Source organism: Hymenobacter duratus (genome assembly GCF_014698995.1).
Classification (GTDB): Bacteria; Bacteroidota; Bacteroidia; order Cytophagales; family Hymenobacteraceae; genus Hymenobacter; species Hymenobacter duratus.
In genome coordinates, this window is the sequence record NZ_JACWZZ010000001.1 from 1,837,695 (window position 1) to 1,853,876 (window position 16,182).

13 protein-coding genes are annotated in these 16,182 nt (G+C 61.5%); 5 read left to right on the forward strand and 8 right to left on the reverse strand.

What is annotated here, in order from left to right:
- Window positions 1–35 precede the first annotated feature (35 nt).
- Entirely contained in the window at window positions 36–2,084 is a 2,049-nt protein-coding gene (locus IC231_RS07650; RefSeq protein ID WP_190783889.1) for an alpha amylase C-terminal domain-containing protein, read from the forward strand.
- Between the two features lie 87 nt (window positions 2,085–2,171).
- Here IC231_RS07650 and IC231_RS07655 read toward each other — a convergent pair whose 3' ends face one another.
- The 3 genes from IC231_RS07655 to IC231_RS07665 are packed head-to-tail and all read right to left on the reverse strand — an operon-like array spanning window position 2,172 to window position 4,230.
- On the reverse strand, window positions 2,172–2,645 hold the full coding sequence (locus tag IC231_RS07655; protein ID WP_185889233.1) for a YdeI/OmpD-associated family protein: 474 nt from the start codon (window positions 2,643–2,645) through the stop codon (window positions 2,172–2,174).
- A 42-nt stretch (window positions 2,646–2,687) separates the two neighbouring features.
- Window positions 2,688–3,158, reverse strand: a complete 471-nt coding sequence (locus IC231_RS07660) for a YdeI/OmpD-associated family protein (RefSeq protein ID WP_211538933.1) — start codon at window positions 3,156–3,158, stop codon at window positions 2,688–2,690.
- Window positions 3,159–3,162: 4 nt separating this feature from the next.
- Complete coding sequence (locus tag IC231_RS07665; RefSeq protein ID WP_190783890.1) at window positions 3,163–4,230, reverse strand: glycosyltransferase family 4 protein; 1,068 nt, start codon at window positions 4,228–4,230, stop codon at window positions 3,163–3,165.
- A 193-nt stretch (window positions 4,231–4,423) separates the two neighbouring features.
- Here IC231_RS07665 and IC231_RS07670 point away from each other — a divergent pair, with 193 nt between their 5' ends.
- Entirely contained in the window at window positions 4,424–6,859 is a 2,436-nt protein-coding gene (locus tag IC231_RS07670) for a glycoside hydrolase family 31 protein (RefSeq protein ID WP_211538935.1), read from the forward strand.
- 79 nt (window positions 6,860–6,938) lie between these two features.
- Here IC231_RS07670 and IC231_RS07675 read toward each other — a convergent pair whose 3' ends face one another.
- A complete protein-coding gene (locus tag IC231_RS07675; RefSeq protein ID WP_190783891.1) occupies window positions 6,939–7,829 on the reverse strand; it encodes a hypothetical protein in 891 nt (296 codons plus the stop codon).
- Between the two features lie 229 nt (window positions 7,830–8,058).
- On the opposite strand from IC231_RS07675, the gene IC231_RS07680 reads away from it, so the two are divergent.
- Together IC231_RS07680 and IC231_RS07685 are read left to right on the forward strand one after the other, a co-directional pair.
- Complete coding sequence (locus IC231_RS07680) at window positions 8,059–9,042, forward strand: fasciclin domain-containing protein (RefSeq protein WP_190783892.1); 984 nt, start codon at window positions 8,059–8,061, stop codon at window positions 9,040–9,042.
- A 164-nt stretch (window positions 9,043–9,206) separates the two neighbouring features.
- Entirely contained in the window at window positions 9,207–10,766 is a 1,560-nt protein-coding gene (locus IC231_RS07685; protein WP_190783893.1) for an alpha/beta hydrolase family protein, read from the forward strand.
- Window positions 10,767–10,858: 92 nt separating this feature from the next.
- On the opposite strand, the gene IC231_RS07690 is transcribed toward IC231_RS07685, so the two are convergent.
- The 4 genes from IC231_RS07690 to IC231_RS07705 all read right to left on the reverse strand — a co-directional run bounded on the left by IC231_RS07690 (window position 10,859) and on the right by IC231_RS07705 (window position 15,016).
- Window positions 10,859–11,983, reverse strand: a complete 1,125-nt coding sequence (locus IC231_RS07690; protein WP_190783894.1) for an esterase/lipase family protein — start codon at window positions 11,981–11,983, stop codon at window positions 10,859–10,861.
- Complete coding sequence (locus IC231_RS07695; protein ID WP_190783895.1) at window positions 11,980–12,891, reverse strand: T9SS type A sorting domain-containing protein; 912 nt, start codon at window positions 12,889–12,891, stop codon at window positions 11,980–11,982. The genes IC231_RS07690 and IC231_RS07695 overlap by 4 nt, the downstream gene beginning before the upstream one ends.
- Before the next feature lie 199 nt (window positions 12,892–13,090).
- Complete coding sequence (locus tag IC231_RS07700; RefSeq protein ID WP_190783896.1) at window positions 13,091–14,056, reverse strand: T9SS type A sorting domain-containing protein; 966 nt, start codon at window positions 14,054–14,056, stop codon at window positions 13,091–13,093.
- 126 nt (window positions 14,057–14,182) lie between these two features.
- Complete coding sequence (locus IC231_RS07705) at window positions 14,183–15,016, reverse strand: rhomboid family intramembrane serine protease (protein ID WP_190783897.1); 834 nt, start codon at window positions 15,014–15,016, stop codon at window positions 14,183–14,185.
- Window positions 15,017–15,314: 298 nt separating this feature from the next.
- Here IC231_RS07705 and IC231_RS07710 point away from each other — a divergent pair, with 298 nt between their 5' ends.
- Window positions 15,315–16,178, forward strand: a complete 864-nt coding sequence (locus tag IC231_RS07710; RefSeq protein ID WP_190783898.1) for an FkbM family methyltransferase — start codon at window positions 15,315–15,317, stop codon at window positions 16,176–16,178.
- Window positions 16,179–16,182: the final 4 nt, after the last annotated feature.

The window sequence follows — 16,182 nt, forward strand, 5'->3', positions numbered from 1 at the left end:
ATCTGTAGTTTTAGCCTGAAAACAACGCCCGCGCTATGCCTCCTGAAAAGCTCATTCCTGCTCTGAAAACGCCTCATTTGCCTTTAGTGCAGCAAGACCCCTGGCTGACGCCCTACGAACCCGTGCTTCGCCGCCGGCTGATGCGGCTGGAAGAGCGGCTCGCCGAAATTGAGGCGCAGCATGGCTCACTGCTCAAGTTTGCCACTGCCCATCAGTATCTGGGCCTCAACTACGACGCCCGCCGCCGCGGCTTCTGGTACCGCGAGTGGGCACCCGCCGCCGAAGGCCTGTACCTCGTGGGCGACTTCAACGGCTGGGACCGGCATGCTACGCCGCTGCAGCGCCGGCACGATGGAGTGTGGGAAGTGTTTCTGTCCGACAGGGAGTATGGGCAGCGCCTCACGCACGGCAGCCGCTACAAAGTGCATGTGCGCACCCAGCACGGAGCCAAGGACCGGCTGCCGGCCACGCTGCGCCGCGCTATCCAGGACGAACAGACCCACGATTTTGCCGGTCAGGTGTGGCGCCCCGAAACGCCGTTCGTCTGGACTGACCAGAAGTTCCGGATGCACAACTACGTGAAGGAGCCACTGATTTATGAGGCGCACGTAGGCATGGCTACCGAGGAAGGCCGCGTCGGCTCCTACCGCGAGTTTGCCGACCAGATTTTGCCCCGCATCCAGGCTGGTGGCTACAACTGCGTGCAGCTGATGGCCGTGATGGAGCACCCGTATTACGGCTCGTTTGGTTACCACGTGGCCAATTTCTTTGCCGTCAGCTCGCGCTTTGGCACGCCCGAAGACCTGAAATATCTGGTGAACGAAGCCCACCTACGCGGGCTGGCCGTGCTCCTCGATGTGGTGCACTCGCACGCCGTCAAGAACGAAGCCGAAGGACTGGCAGACTTTGATGGTTCCGGCCACCAGTACTTCCACGCGGGGCCCCGTGGCAACCACCCGGGCTGGGATTCCAAGCTCTTCGACTACGGCAAGCCCGAGGTGCAGCGCTTTTTGCTCAGCAACCTGCGCTACTGGCTGGAGGAGTTTCACTTCGATGGGTTCCGCTTTGATGGCGTCACGAGCATGCTCTACCATCATCATGGCGAGGGAGTGGCGTTCAGCTCCTACGACCAGTATTTTGGCCCCGAGGCCGATGATGCCGCCATTCTGTATCTGCAGCTGGCCACCATGCTGGTGCATGAGCTGAAGAAAGGTGCCCTGGTAATTGCGGAAGATATGAGCGGCCTGCCGGGCCTGTGCCGCCCGATTCGGGAGGGCGGTATCGGCTTCGATTACCGGCTGGGCATGGGCATTCCCGACTACTGGATTAAGCTGCTCAAGCACACGCGCGACGAAAACTGGAATCTGCACGAGCTGTGGCACACGCTCACTAACCGCCGGGTAGGCGAGAATACCGTGGCCTATGCCGAAAGCCACGACCAGGCGCTGGTAGGCGACAAAACCCTTGCCCACTGGCTGCTCGACAAAGCCATTTATGAACACATGCACCGCAACGACCCCGATGCCATTACCGACCGGGGTATCGCGCTGCACAAAATGATTCGGCTCCTGACCCTGAGCCTGGGCGGCGAGGCGTATCTGAACTTTATCGGCAACGAGTTCGGGCACCCGGAGTGGGTGGATTTTCCACGGGAGGGCAACGGGTGGAGCTACCATTTCGCCCGCCGCCAGTGGAGCCTCGCCGACAACCCCGACCTGAAGTTTCAGCAACTGGCTGCCTTCGACCACGCGCAGCTGCACCTGGCCCGCAAGCAGCATCTACTGGCGCATCCCGCCGCGCATCAGCTCAATATTGATGCTGATAATCAGGTGCTGGTATTTGAGCGGGGCCCGCTGCTGTTCGTGTTCAACTTCCACGTCAGCCACAGCATTCCCAACTACCACTTTTTCGTGCCGCACTCTGGCCGCTACCGCATTCTGCTCAGCACCGATGCGCCCGAGTTTGGGGGCCACAACCGCGTAGACACGTCCCTGACCTATGAAACGTTTGTGGAAGAAGGCATCGACAAGCTGAGTCTATACGTCACGAGCCGCACGGCGCTGGTTCTGATGCGTATCGGATAACACCCGGCCGTCAGAAACGCTAAGAAAGAGCCCGTTAGCCTGCGCTTTATGCGCGCTGACGGGCTCTTTCTTAGCGTTTTGTCTTTTCTACTTCAGCTTGTGACCTGCCTGAGCACCATCCAGCACGTCGTTGATGCGGCGCTGGCGGGCCTCCGGCTTTTTGGCGCGTTCCACCCACTGCACGTACTCGCGGCGGTGGGGGTAGGCTAGGTGGTCGAATTTGGCGCGCAGTCCGGTCCGGTCAAGGGCGCGGGCTAGGTCCTCCGGGAGCGTGAAGCCGGGCTCGTCGGTATCGGGCATCATGGTTACATGCACGGGCATGCCCCAGGTCTTGCCGATGGTGTTGCGCAGCTGCTTGTTCACGGCCAGAATGTGGTGGCCATCTTCATCGAGCGTAAGCGGAAGGCGGAAGGGAAACCCATCAAGCGTGCCGCGCACATGTACTTGGCCGCGCTGGCCAAATACTTCTGGCACGCTGAAAGGCACGAAAAGAAATACGCCGCCATCGGAGGGATGCAGCTCTAGGTCAGCGTCAAAAACCTGTTCCTGAGAATCAGACATACGAAAAAGGGTAAAGGCCGGGCCGCTCCGGTAGTGGAAGCCTCAGCTGATTTTGTGGCCGGCCAGTAGCATTTCTACGGCTTTTGCTACCCGGCGGGCGCGGGTTTCGGGGCGCTTGGCTTCCGCAACCCAGGTTGCATATTCCTTGCGGTGCGTATAAGCCAGGGCTGCAAAGGTAGCCTCTGCGGCGGGAGTGCCCACCAAGGCCACTGCCAAGTCATGCGGAACTTCTACAACTCGCTCGGTGGTGTCTCGCGCAAAAACGATGTGCACCGCATCACCAGGTATCAGCCTCAGCGTTTCGCGCGTGGCTTTATGCACGAGTAGAGCGTGTTGCCCACCGCCCATAGGAGCCATGCTGGAGGCAAAAGCGTAGCCATTCAGAGTGCCCTGCACCCGTAGTTGCGCACGAGTGCCTAGCGCCGCCGTAATGGCTGCGGGAACCAGGCAGAAGCACCCGCCTCGCCCATGTGCCTGCAATTTGGAGTCAAACGTAAACTGTTCGGACTTCATTTGCTCAGGCTAATCCGGGTGCTACCTCCCGCAAAGCAACCAGAATCGCCTCGGCCAGACGGTCAGGATTTTGGGCATCAGAGGAGGAAAGCCGCCGCACGCGTTGGGGTGGTAGCTCGTGCAGCTCCAGTACCCGCATGGCTAGGCTGGAAGAAGACGTTAGCACCAGGTCGGCGCGGCGCAGGGCCATGCGTTCCAGTTCTACAATCCAGCCCCGGTCGGCGGCGGTGCGGTCTTGGGCTAGGCTGTGCACATGCAGCACCAGCGGCTTGCCTGTCAGCTGCCGGATTTCCATCCCTGCCAGCCACGACTGCCAGTCGGAGGCATAAATAACGGCGAAATCCTGACTGGCCGCCAGCCGCGTGGCGAAGCGCGCATACTGAATGACTTTGAAGTTTAGCCCGGCTTCGTCGGTGGGTTCCGTCCGCAAGGCCGTCAGGGCCACGTCCAGCACCGATTGCCGGATGGCCGGCACCGGAAAGCCGTCAGTCGGTGCCGATGCAGCTGGTTCGGCCGGAGCTACTTCCAGAACATCGTCGGGCTGTAAGTCGTCGGCTGGCTGGCTCAGGTCCTGCGCTTCCTGCGCCGCAGGTTCCGCTGCCTCAGCCGCAAACTCGTCGGGGTTTTGCAGCAGGCTGGGTTCCCCAGTGGCGGGCTTTTCCTGTGTGGTTGCTTCTATTGGCGTTGTTTCCGAATGGTATTGCGGCACTGGAGCAGAGCTGCCCGCGTACGGTGCGGCCGGAGCCGCGCCGAAAGTGTCCCCCGCGCCGCCCGGTACCGAAGCACCCAGATACGGCGCCACCGGCGACTGCCAGGTTTCTAGGCGCAGCGCGTTTCGCTCAGTACCAGTCAGCGCCAGGTCAGCGGCCGTCAGGTCGCCGAGGCCGGTGGCACGGATCAGCGCAGACAGTTGCATGGGCTCCGAGAGGTGCGGCAGCAGCAGCGTGAGGTCGGCGTGGGGGGCCAGCGCCGCCACTAGGGCAGGCGAAGTGACTGGAACAGCAGATGCCTCCGAGGAAGGCGCCGGGGCGTCCCAGCTTAGCAGCAGCACCTTAAGCGGAGCAATAGTCATAAGCAGAGGGGAAAAGCAGAACAGTAATAAAACCGCATTATTACATGCCTGGAGGCGGTTTTGGCTAATCTATGGTCAATGTTAGGCAAAATTCGCGGGATTCGTTTTTACCTTCGCAGGCTTAACGCAGGCTTTTTCCGGCCCCGCCGGACTTTTTTTTGTTCGCCTCGTTTGGCCCACACCGACGCCCTCCATGAACGACGCTACTATTCAGGAAAACAACTATATGGTGAACGACCTGGCCGCGAAAGCGAGGCAGGAGTTCTTCCCCGGTAAGATAGTGGCCGGCCAGCAGGAAGGCCACGATTTCGTTTTTCTGTGCGACAACGGCGCTCAGCTGCGCGTGGAGGTCATCACCGACAAAGTGCTGCGCTTCCGCTATGCCACCGAAACCGGGTTTGGTCCCGATTTCAGCTATGCCTTCCCTGGTGGCGTGCCGGCCCGCACCGCGCCGGAGTTTCTGGAGTTCCGGGAGCGGCCCGACCACTACCGCATCACCACCGACCGCCTGATCTGTACCGTCAGCAAAGACGGCCTGAAAACCCGGGTGCTCGACCGGTCCGGCAACACGCTGCTACAGGACGAAAAGGGCTTCCATTGGGAGTACGACTACGATTCCGGCAACGACATCGTGAAGATGAGCAAGGGCGTGCAGGGCGGCGTATGCTACTACGGCCTCGGCGACAAGCCCGACAACATGAACCTGCGGGGCAAGCGCTTCACCAACTGGGGCTCCGATACCTACGGCTACGTGAAGGGCACCGACCCGCTCTACAAGAACATTCCGTTCTATCTGGAGCTTCAGCAGCGCATTGCCCACGGCGTGTTCTTCGACAACACCTTCAAGGCTTCCTTCGACTTTGCGGCTGAGCGGGCCGACGTCACCAGCTTCTGGGCGCAGGGCGGCGAGATGAACTACTACTTCATCTACGGGCCTTCGTTGCTGGAAGTCACGCAGGAATACACGCGCCTCACGAGCCCCCCCGAGCTGCCGCCCCTGTGGGCGCTGGGCTACCACCAGTGCAAGTGGAGCTACTTCCCCGAAAGCAACGTTAAGGAAATAGCCAAAGGCTTCCGCGACCGGCAGATTCCCTGCGACGCCCTGTACCTCGACATCGACTACATGGACGGCTACCGCTGCTTTACCTGGAGTCCCACGCACTTTCCGGAGCCCAAGCGCATGGTGCAGGAGCTGGCCCAGGATGGCTTCAAAACCATCGTCATCATCGACCCTGGCATCAAGATAGACCCCAATTACAGCGTCTTCACCGAAGGGCTGGAGAAGGACTATTTCTGCCGCCGCGGCGACGGACCCCTGATGAAGGGCTCGGTGTGGCCCGGCCTCTGCAACTTCCCCGACTACACCCGCCCCGACGTGCGCGACTGGTGGGCCGGTCTGTTTAAGGAACTGATTGAGGACATTGGCGTGAAGGGCGTCTGGAACGACATGAACGAGCCGGCAGTGTTCGAGAAAGGCACGTTCCCGGATGATGTGCGCTTCGGCTATGATGGCCACCCGACCTCGCACCGCAAGGCCCACAACATCTACGGTATGCAGATGGCGCGCGCTACCAACGAGGGCGTGAAGCGCTTTGCCTACCCCAACCGGCCCTTCACCATCACGCGCAGCACCTACGCCGGTGGCCAGCGCTACTCCTCCGCCTGGACCGGCGACAACATTGCCTCTTGGGAGCACCTGTGGCTGGCCAACATTCAGTGCCAGCGCCTGAGCATCTCGGGTTTCAGCTTTGTGGGCTCCGATATCGGCGGCTTTATCGATACGCCCGATGCCGAGCTGTACGTGCGCTGGGTAGCCTTGGGCGCGTTCCATCCGTTCTTCCGCACGCACTCTTCCGGCGACCATGGCGACCAGGAGCCCTGGAGCTTTGGCGAGCCCGCTGCCGAGCTGGCCAAGCGCTTCATTGAGCTGCGCTACCAGCTGCTGCCCTACATGTACACCACGTTCTGGCAGTACACCACGCATGGCACGCCCATGCTGCGCCCACTCACCTTCCTCGACCAGACCGACACGGAAACCTACCTGCGCATGGCCGAGTTCGGGCTCGGCGACCATCTGCTGGTGTGCCCCATCACGCAGGCCGGCGCCGATGGCCGCTGGATGTACCTGCCCCGCGGCGACTGGTTCTACTACTGGACCGATGAGCCCCGCTCGGGTGCCGCCGAAGTGTGGGCCGCCGCCGGCCTCGACCGGATTCCGCTGTTCGTGCGGGCCGGAGCGGTTATCCCGATGTATCCGGTGCAGCAGTATGTGGGAGAGAAGGTGATTGACGAAGTGACGCTGCACGTGTACTACAAAGCCGGCCAGGAAAGCAGCGTGCTCTACGACGATGGCGGCGAAGGCTACGGCTACCAGAGCGGCCAGCAAACGACCCGCCGCTTCACCGTGACGGGCACCGAAAAGGGCCTGTTGCTGCAGCAGACCACCGAAGGCGACTACGAGCCCACCTTCCAGCGCTACCGCGTGGTGCTGCACGGCCTGCCCTTCGCGGCCACGGCCTACAGCACCGACGGCCAGCCCGCCGAAGCCCTGGAGGTTACGCTCGAAACCGGCCTGACGCTTCCAGCCGTCGACATCAGTGCCACGTTTACGGAACTGGTAGTGGGCTGATACGTGGTGCTAGATATATTGTGAAAAAGCCCGGCAGCATTGCGCTGTCGGGCTTTTTCGTGCCGTCTGAGGCGGCGACTTAGAAGTTGTAGGCCACCCCGCCCGACAGACCTGTGGATTTGCCCAGGTTGCGGCCTGCTACATACGTAGTGGCGCCCACCGTCAGGCCAAACCCCTTGGCCAGCGGCCGGAACGCGCTGACGCCCAGACGCACATAGTCGACGCGGGTGGCGGGAAAGAAACCGGTGAAGCCGGGCTGCAGAATGTCGGTGCCGCTTTTGTCTGACTTCTGGAAGGAGGCCAGCGCATCAACGTAGAGCCGGGGGCCGGCATAGCCGATTTTGGTTTCGGCCACAAAGGCATTGGGGGCGCTGTTGTCGCGGAGGCTGTAGCCGGCCTGGCCGGTTAGAAACACGCCGGACAGCGTTTTCAGGTGCACGACTCCCTGGCCGGAGAGCTTGCTGGAGCCGTTGCCGATAGCAATAATGTAGCCTAGGCCCGTGTTCGATTTGTAGTCGCTGATGGGGGTGCTACCGCTCACTACGCCCAGCACGTCCAGCACGTTGGTCCCGATTTCCTTGGAGAAGATTTTCGCTTTCAGCAGCAGGGTAATGTCCTGCAGGCCAGCACGTTTATTCACGTAGTTCTGGTCGCGCAACACCTGCTCGTCGGCGAAACCCCGCGACTGAATATAGGGCAGGCTGACAACGGCTTCCAGCCTGTCGGTGAGGCCGTAGCTGCCATACAGGTTAAGAGAAGTAACTTCTACCCGGTCGAAAATAGGAACCCGGTCAATTTTTTCCGGAGCCAGATACACGCTTTGGTAGCGTTCTGCGGTACCGGACACTACAAAGGAGCCGTGGCCTTTGCCCGGCAGAAAGCCGCTTACCAGACTTTGGGCGCGGCCAATTTGGGACCCAGCCAGGCTTAGCAATGAGAAGGCAAGGAGAAAACGGTAGGTGTGTTGCATAAAGGAGCAGTGGTAGAGGGAACAGGTAGACAGGCTCATCGGGAAATTGTTCAAGAAACAATCCAGGCGCGCCGGTGTTCGGATATGGGAATCCGTCTGGGCGCTAACTACGAACTACTCAGTCGCATCGGATTTACTACGGGGTAAATCCGGATTGAATTTATTTTCGTTTCTACGCCGGAACTGTTCCGAAAACCTGCTCTTATACTGCCTCACACACCGTTTGCACATGAAAAAATCCTTACCCGGCTGGCTTTGCGGCCTTGCGTTGAGCACCCTTTTTTTGGTGGGCTGCCAGAAAAACGAAGAACTTGATCCGACCATTGCCGGCATTGCCGTCGCGAATCCGGATTTCCAGATTTTGGAAGATGCGGCTATCCGGGGAGAGGTGGTGGACATTCTGTCCAATAAAAATCCTAACGACCCCGAAGGCAACTACACGGTATTCGCCCCAACTAACACGGCATTCGGCCGGTTGGGCCTCAACTCAGCCGCCGACCTGCTAACCCTGCAGAAGCCCTTCCTGACCAGCACCCTGTTCTACCACGTCACGGGCGGCACACTGTCGGGGAATAACCTGCAGGCGGGGCTGGCGTCGCCTTCCGCTCTGGGCCCGAACCGCCGGATCATCAGCCGCAATGGCAGCACCTATGTAAACGGCTCGAAGATTCTGGCTACCGACGTAAAAGCATCCAATGGCACGGTGCACGTGATAGATAAAGTGCTGCTGGCCACCGGCGCCGATATTGTGCAGTCGGCGGTAGCGCTGAAGGATGCGCAGGTATTCACCAAGCCTGAGTTGGGCTTTCTGGTGGAGGCCGTGCTGTATTGCAACCTGGCCGGCGTTCTGACGGCCTCGCCCGGCAGCCCGCAGTTCACGGTATTTGCCCCCACCGATCAGGCATTCCGAAACCTGGGTACCGACCTGGGCGTGGTGCTGGATGTGCCGGCCGATATCCGCAAGCTGCCCCAGGCCACCGTCACGGCCGTGCTACTGAACCATGTAGTGCCCGGCGGCCAGTTTACCTCGGAGCTGCCCGAGAGTTCCCGCGTCACCACCGCTGGCGGCGGCCAGCTCACGCTCGGCGCGTTTACGGATGGCATCCTGACCGTGAAAGGAAACAGCAACGCCACGGCAGCCGGCATGGTGATTCCGGATGTGCAGTGCACCAATGGCGTGGTGCACGTCATCGACCGGGTGTTGCTTCCATAAGCGAATAGCTTGAGCGAGTAGAACAGGGAGTTTGGCGGCCGTTTCCGGCTGCCCGGCCAATTGTTCGGTGGCGCTGCCCGGTAGCGGGCGTACTTGCCGCCTGATTCCCGCCGTTGCTGCCTGCTCAGCTGGGCTGCCGCGCACTCTGTCCATCTGCTTTCACTATGAATAAGTTAAACTCTGCCTTCGTCTGGAGAGGCTTGTTGGGGCTGTTGCTGCTGCTCAGCGGCGCGGCAGCCCGTGCCCAGGCGCCGGCTGGTGGCCGCTACTCGCTGGAAGGCCAGTGGAGAGGTGCCCTGACAGTGCCCGGCGGCAGCCTGCCGCTCATGATTACGATAACGGAGCTGGCCGACGGCAACCGTTTCGCGGTGCTGGATGTGCCCATGCAGCGTGTAAACCGGGAACCCATGACCGTGACGCCCCGTGGCGATACGCTCATTTTCGAGGCGGAGCAGGCTGGCTGCCGCTTTGTGGGCCGCCGCACTCCCGATGGGCAGCAGCTGCTGGGTATCTGGCAGCAACCCGGCTACGCTACGCCGCTCACGCTGCTGTTTGTGCCACCTGCCGCGGCAGCCGCCCCCAAGGCCTTTAAGTTTCCGCCGCCCTACCGCGTCGAGGAAGTGACGGTGCCCAGCGTTACGGACCACCTGCGGCTGGCCGGCACGCTCACGGTACCAGCCGGCGAAGGGCCTTTCCCGGCCGTCGTGCTGCTTTCTGACCAGGATGCCCAGACGCGGGATGCTCTCTACGGCGACTTTGCCCTATTCGGCAATCTGGCCGACTACCTCACCCGCCGGGGCGTGGCGGTGCTGCGGCTCGATGACCGGGGAACGGGCAAATCCGGCGGCGACTCGACGAAGGCGACCACCGAAGACCGGGTGCGGGATGCCCAGGCGGCGCTGGCGTTTCTTCGCTCCCGGCCGCTGCTCGATATTGCCCACATCGGCCTGATCGGGCACGGGGAGGGCGGTAATGTGGCGCTGCTGGCTGCCGCGCAGCCGCTGCCGCCCAGCTTTGTGGTGACGCTGGCCGCCGCCGGCCTGCCCGGCAACGAGCTGCTGACCCAGCAGCGCCCCTCGCTGCTGCTGCGTGCCGGCACACCCGATACGGCGCTGCTGAGTCTGGCGCGGCGGCAGGAGCAGGCCCTCGCGGAAGCACAGCAGAAAGCCGAAAAGCTGCGGGCTTCAGGCTCCAATGCTGCCCAGGTAGCTACCTATCTGGAGCAGCAGCGCATGCGGCAGCGGGTAGAAGAAAAAAAGCGCCTCGATGCCCAGCGCAAGCGCCGCCGTGCCATGCTTGATATCATTGCCAATACCGCCGACAACGCCCAGGCGCAGGCCATTGTGGCCAACATGGTGCGGCAGGATGCCCCGGCGCTGCCGCCGGAGGCCGTACTGACGGCCACCGCCCGCCTCACCTCGCCCTGGTACCGTTACTACCTTCGGTTTGATCCGCGCGATGAACTGGACAAAACCAAAACCGCCATACTGCTGCTGCACGGTACCGCCGACGATATGGTGGAAGGCCAGACCAACATGGACATCCTCGTGAAGGCCCTGAAAGGCAATTCGCGCGTGACGGCCCAGAAGATTGAAGGTGCCAACCACCTGTTCCAGGCTCCCACCACCGAGTGGCCCCTCCTGAACGGCCAGCCCCGCCCCATCATTTCGCCCGCTGCTCTGGAGGCCATGCACTCCTGGATAATGGCCCATGTGAAGGAGTAGAATATGCCGTACAAGTAAACTAGCCAGAAACTCCTAACAGGCAACGGCCATCTACCCAGGGTAGATGGCCGTTGCCTGTTAGGAGTTTCTGGCTAAATATGGTCGCGCAGGTACTGGTATACTTCTGGGTTGGAAAGGAGTGTGCCATGATGCAGCTTCGGAAACACGCGGGTGCTGATGAGTTGCTCCGGCGGCAGGCCCGGGTCGCCGAAGACGCGGCCCAGGGCGCTGCCCGCACCCACCAGCCCGTCGCCGAAGTAGTCGTGCAGGGCGGAATTGGCGGTTTTCAGCAACGAGCCCACCAGCACGTGGTAGCTCACCCCAGGTAGCGGTGGCACCAGCGTGCGGGGCGGAAACAGGTCGTCGGCGTGCGGGTCCTGCCAGTCCTCATCCACCAGAATGGCGTGGCGCAGGTCTTTGATGCCGTTGCTGCGCTTGTCGATCAGGCCACTGATGAAGCGGGTGGGCCGCAGATTGATTTTGCGCAGGACCACGGACGTGAAATGGCTGTTTTGTTCCAGAAACGACCCATCGTTGGGGACGCCCAGCAGAAACACATCCTGGAGATGCGTCAGCCAGTGCGCTGGAACTGCTTGTTCCGGCTTACTTGCTGAGGCCACGGACCCCTGCTGTGTCTCCAGAGAAGCATAGTAGCCCGCGCTTCGGATAACGAGGCCGCCCATACTGTGGCCCACCAGGGTCAGCGGCCCAACTGCATCGGGATAGGTGCTAAGGAGTTCCGTGAGCAGATTGCTGAGCAGCTGGCCGTTCTGGGAGATGTGCAGGCCGCTGTTGTAGCGCACGTAGAGGCAGATGGCGCCGGTGTCCTGCTGCAGCCGGGGGCCGTAGCGCAACCCGTCCGGCGAGCCGGCCTGCCAGATTACCTCGTCGCCCATCAGGCCGTGCAGAAACACCACTACTTTGCGAGGGCCGGTGGCGGCAGGTTCCAGGCGGAGCGCTGCCACTGGCACATCGGTGCTGTGGCGGCGGAAACTCATCTGGATGGCGCGTCGGTCCTGCCGCTCGGCCAGCTGGTCGCCGAAAGCGCCGTTGAGAACCGGTAGCGTGAAGTGCCGGTTTTCCTGCCCCGTCCGATAGAGGTAGCCGGCCGTGTTGAACGGCAGTAGCGCCGCGCGGCCCATGGCCTGGGTGGCACGCCGCCAGCGCGAAGGCTGTTTTTCGGGTTGTGAATCGGGAGAAGGCAGGTCTTCGGTCACGGAATGAGGAGTTTGCGCGTCAGCAGGCCATCGGGCGTGCTGAGGTGCAACAGATACACGCCGGCCCGCAGCCCACGTAAATCTACGGTCCGGCCGCTTGCCGCGTTGAGCGGGGCCGCTTGCTGCTGGAACACAAGCCGGCCCATGCTGTCATAAACCCGGCAGGGAGCCGTAGCGAGCATCGGGTGCGACAAAGAAGCCAGAAAAAATTCGCCGCTACTGCTGGGGTTTGGGTAAACGCTGAGCGCCGCGGCTACTGCCGCCGGTGCTACTGCGGCCACGCTGCCGGTCAGGGCTACCTCATCTATCCACAGCGCCGAGCTGGCCGCCACACCTCCCGTGCCACAGAGGAAGAACAGCCGGAGCGAGTCCGGGGCCTGACCGAGGGCATAGGAAATCGGGACGGAAATCTGGCCGTAGGCGGCGCGGGCGGGCAAAATAGTGGCGCCGGCTCCGATTATCTGCGCGGCCTGGCCGCCACCGCGGGTCAGGGCCACGTACACGCCCGCTGAGTCGTTGGCGGCCAGTGTGAGCTTGTACCAGAACTGCAGCGTGGCCGGCCGGCTCGTGTACGGAATGCCGCCAACGCCAAACGTGCTGGACGTAAGAAAGCGCGAACCCAGGATCAGAAATGCCGGGAAAGGCAATCCAAACAGGGTTTTGCTTTCCATTTTGGCCGCGAAGCTGCCCGCATAGCTCTCCGTGCTTTTCGTGACGGTTCCCAGCGAAATCGGAATGCCCTGGCCACCATAAATGGCATCGGTGGTGAGCCAGCTGGCCGGGTACTCGGTGCCCGCCTGCGTGGTCCAGGTTTCGAAGCCGGCATTGGGCACACTTTGGGCCACGGCAGGACGGACCATCCATCCACCGAAACACAGTACTACAGCGAGAAGTAGCAGGTTTTTCATAGCAGTAGGGCTTAGGCAAAACAGTGTTCCGGCAACTGTTCACCGGAATACTATAAATATAATGCTTGTGCTATGTGTTTTTTATCACATAATCGGGTGATTGAGAGGCAGTATTCGGGGGTGTCGCAAAGAAGAAAGCGCCCCGGTGGCTGGTTGTCACCAGCCACCGGGGCGCTTGTACTGCCTGTTCTCCCCGTGGTTACTGCGTCATCAGTTTCTGCACCGCAAAGCCGTCAGGCGTATCCAGGCGCAGCGTATAGAGGCCGGCGGGCTGGGCCTGAAGGTCCAGCGTACGCGGGCCGGAAGTGCGGGCCGCCGGCTGCTGCAGAACTACGCGGCCCAGGGCGTCCAGTACGGTTAGTGAGGCCGTGGCCAGCACATTATCGTGGCCCACGGCGGCCAGCGTAAACAGTCCTGACGCGCTGGGATTGGGGTAGGCCTGAAGCGAAGCCGTAAGCTGGGTGTTGCGGGTGGCGGCCACGGTGCCACTCATCACCACGTCATCCACTACCAGCACCGTCCCGACTGTAGGGGCCACCGAAAATCCGGAGGCGAAAGCAATATGAATAGAGTCGGGGGCCAGGGAAGACGCATATTGCAGCGGAATAGTACCCAAGCTGTAGCTGGCCTCCGGCAGCAGGCGCAGGCTGCCGGAGGCAATGGTCTGCACGTTGCCGCCCACCGTGCGGGTCAGCGAAACCAGCGCATACGCCGAATCGGCCAGGGCATTGGCACCCGTGAGCTTGTAGTAAAACTGCATGCTGGCCGCACGCGTGGTGAAGGGCAGGCCGCCTACCGCGCTTACGTCGCGGCTGCCCGCAATGTCAATGGCCGTTGCATCGACGCTGCCCAGCACAATACCGCCGGGAACCGGCCCGATCAACGAGCCCAGAAACGGGTCGAGCTTGGTTTCCATGCGCGCCGCAAAAGCCCCCGTGCGGCTACCCGCATCCTTGGCCGTCGTGACGCTGGTGTAGAGGCCGCCAAAGACGGGCACCGTTTTGATAGCCTCATCGATGGTGCTCCAGCTCTGCGGAACTTCCAGCGTGCTGCGCGTAATCCAGGTATCGAGCGTGCCATTGGGCACGGTGGTAGTCTGGGCAGAAACGGTGGTTGCCGTGAGCAGGCTCAAGGCGGCAGCCAGGTTGCGTAGGCTTGTTTTCATTAGAATAAAGAAGAAGTGAAAGACAATGCGTTGTGTTTCCAAGGATGCAGCTGGCTGGCAGCTGGTTGCTTTCCGGGATGCAAAATACTTGATTATTCTATGTTGAATATGGATGTAAACGAGTGGTTATTTGGGACGCCAGACAAAAATAGAGGCCAGACCCGCCACAAGTCCGGTGAGGAGCCCCCCGATATGAGCGGCATTGTCGGTGCCGGCCGGGCCTTCGAGGCCGCCCACCAGACTGCTGAGCGCGAAATACAGCAGCAGTCCCAGCATACCGGCGCGTTCCTGCCGGCTTAGCGCGGTCCGTTGGGTCAGCAGCAAGGCCAGCAGCAGCCCGTAGAGGCCGAATATTGCGCCGGATGCTCCCACTGAGTTTACGCCCTGCGTGTGCCACCAAAGGCTGGTCAGGCTGCCCCCGATGCCGCTCAGCAAATAAATCAGCAGCCAGCGCCAATGCCCCGCTTTGCCTTCAGCCATCAGGCCCAGCAGCAGCAGCGCGCTCATATTAAGGAGCAGATGTGCCGGGCCGCCGTGCAGAAAAATGCTGGTCAGGAGCCGCCAGGGCTGCTGGGGCGTCAGGGAGGAAACGTTGGAGCCCCAGGCCACCAGAGCGGCTCCCGCTGGCGCCAGCATATTAACTCCGCTTAACCCCATCAGCAGGAACACCGCCAGATTGGCATTCAGCAGCCAGGGCGTAACGCGGTAGCCTGACCGCGGCCAGAGCATGGCCCGGACTACCTGCGCGCCCTGCTCCAGCCAATGTGTGTCCGGTACAGGAACTGCCGGTGGGCGGGGCGGGGCAGCTTCTGGCAGCTCATCCGGAATCAGGCCTCTGCGCTGCAGCTCCTGCACGGCTGCCGTACCGATGGCCGCCGGGTAGCGGGCCGCGTGCTGTGCGAGGTAGAGCAGCTCCGCATCGGTTTTGTCGGCGAGCGGACCGGGGGGAGGAGTTTCCATGCGGCGGGAGTGCCCAAACTAGGCTTCCGGCAGCTCACAAGAACCGTCCCATGCTCGCGCCAGACCAGCACAGTCTGCCAGAATAGCCACCCCCAGTATGCTATTCCTCTTTGGCAGCTACGCAGGCAAAACCGGATTCAGCCTCTGCTGCTACCCGGCAGAAAGTAAAAGCGGGGAACAGGGGACAGATTCAACCGGTATTTACTTATTTTGCTAATATTCTTAATAATAACGTGGTATATTGTTGATGTTTTATAGTACTCCTGGCGGGCTGGTTGTGCGCCTTTTTGTCATTGACATGTTTCCATCTTTCGCAGTTGCCGCACGTGCGCAAGCACAACGGTACCTGGCGTATCCTCTCTATCAGAGTGCCCGCTCGCGGGCTTCCTTCACACAATCGGGCCTGGCACTGAAAGAAGTGCGGATGAGCTTCCGGCAGTTCTTTACTTGGTCCAGTCCGGTCGTTTCGGCATTGCGGAGCCTGAAATACGTGCTGGTAGGGCTCGTGCGCCTACCCCTGGGCCGCAGCGTGCGGCTGAGCTACGGCTACACCGGCGAAGATCGGCTCATAGAATCACTGTTGAAGCCGTTGGTTACGCACAACGGCTACTATGTGGAGGTCGGCTGCAACGAGCCCCGGTTCATTTCCAACACGTTTCTGCTGTATCGGCGCGGCTGGCGCGGCATCTGCATTGATGCCAACGAGCAGCTGATCCGAAAATACCAACGGATTCGCCCCCGCGACCAGGCGGTTTGCGCTTTTGTGGCGCACAGCACGCAGGCGCTGAGCTACATGGAGTTTGCCAACAACGTGCTGTCTACCGCCGACCTGCAGTATGTGCCGCAGTATCTGGCGGAAGGGCAGCAGATATCCCGCACCCGGCAGGTGCAGCCCTATTCGCTCACCGCCATTCTGGCCGCCCGCAACGCTCCGGCCCGCTTCGACCTGCTGGCTATTGATGCGGAGGAGTTCGACCTGTCGGTGCTGCAGTCGTTGGATTTTGGGCGGTACCGGCCGCGGCTGGTGGTTGTTGAGGCCGAGGATTTCGACCCGATTCAGCCGCTGGCGCACCCCATCTGCGCTTTTCTGCTGCCGCTGGGCTACAGGCTGAAAGGCAGCCTGCTGAAGAACCTATACTTCATGGACGTATCCGTCAGCTAAGCAG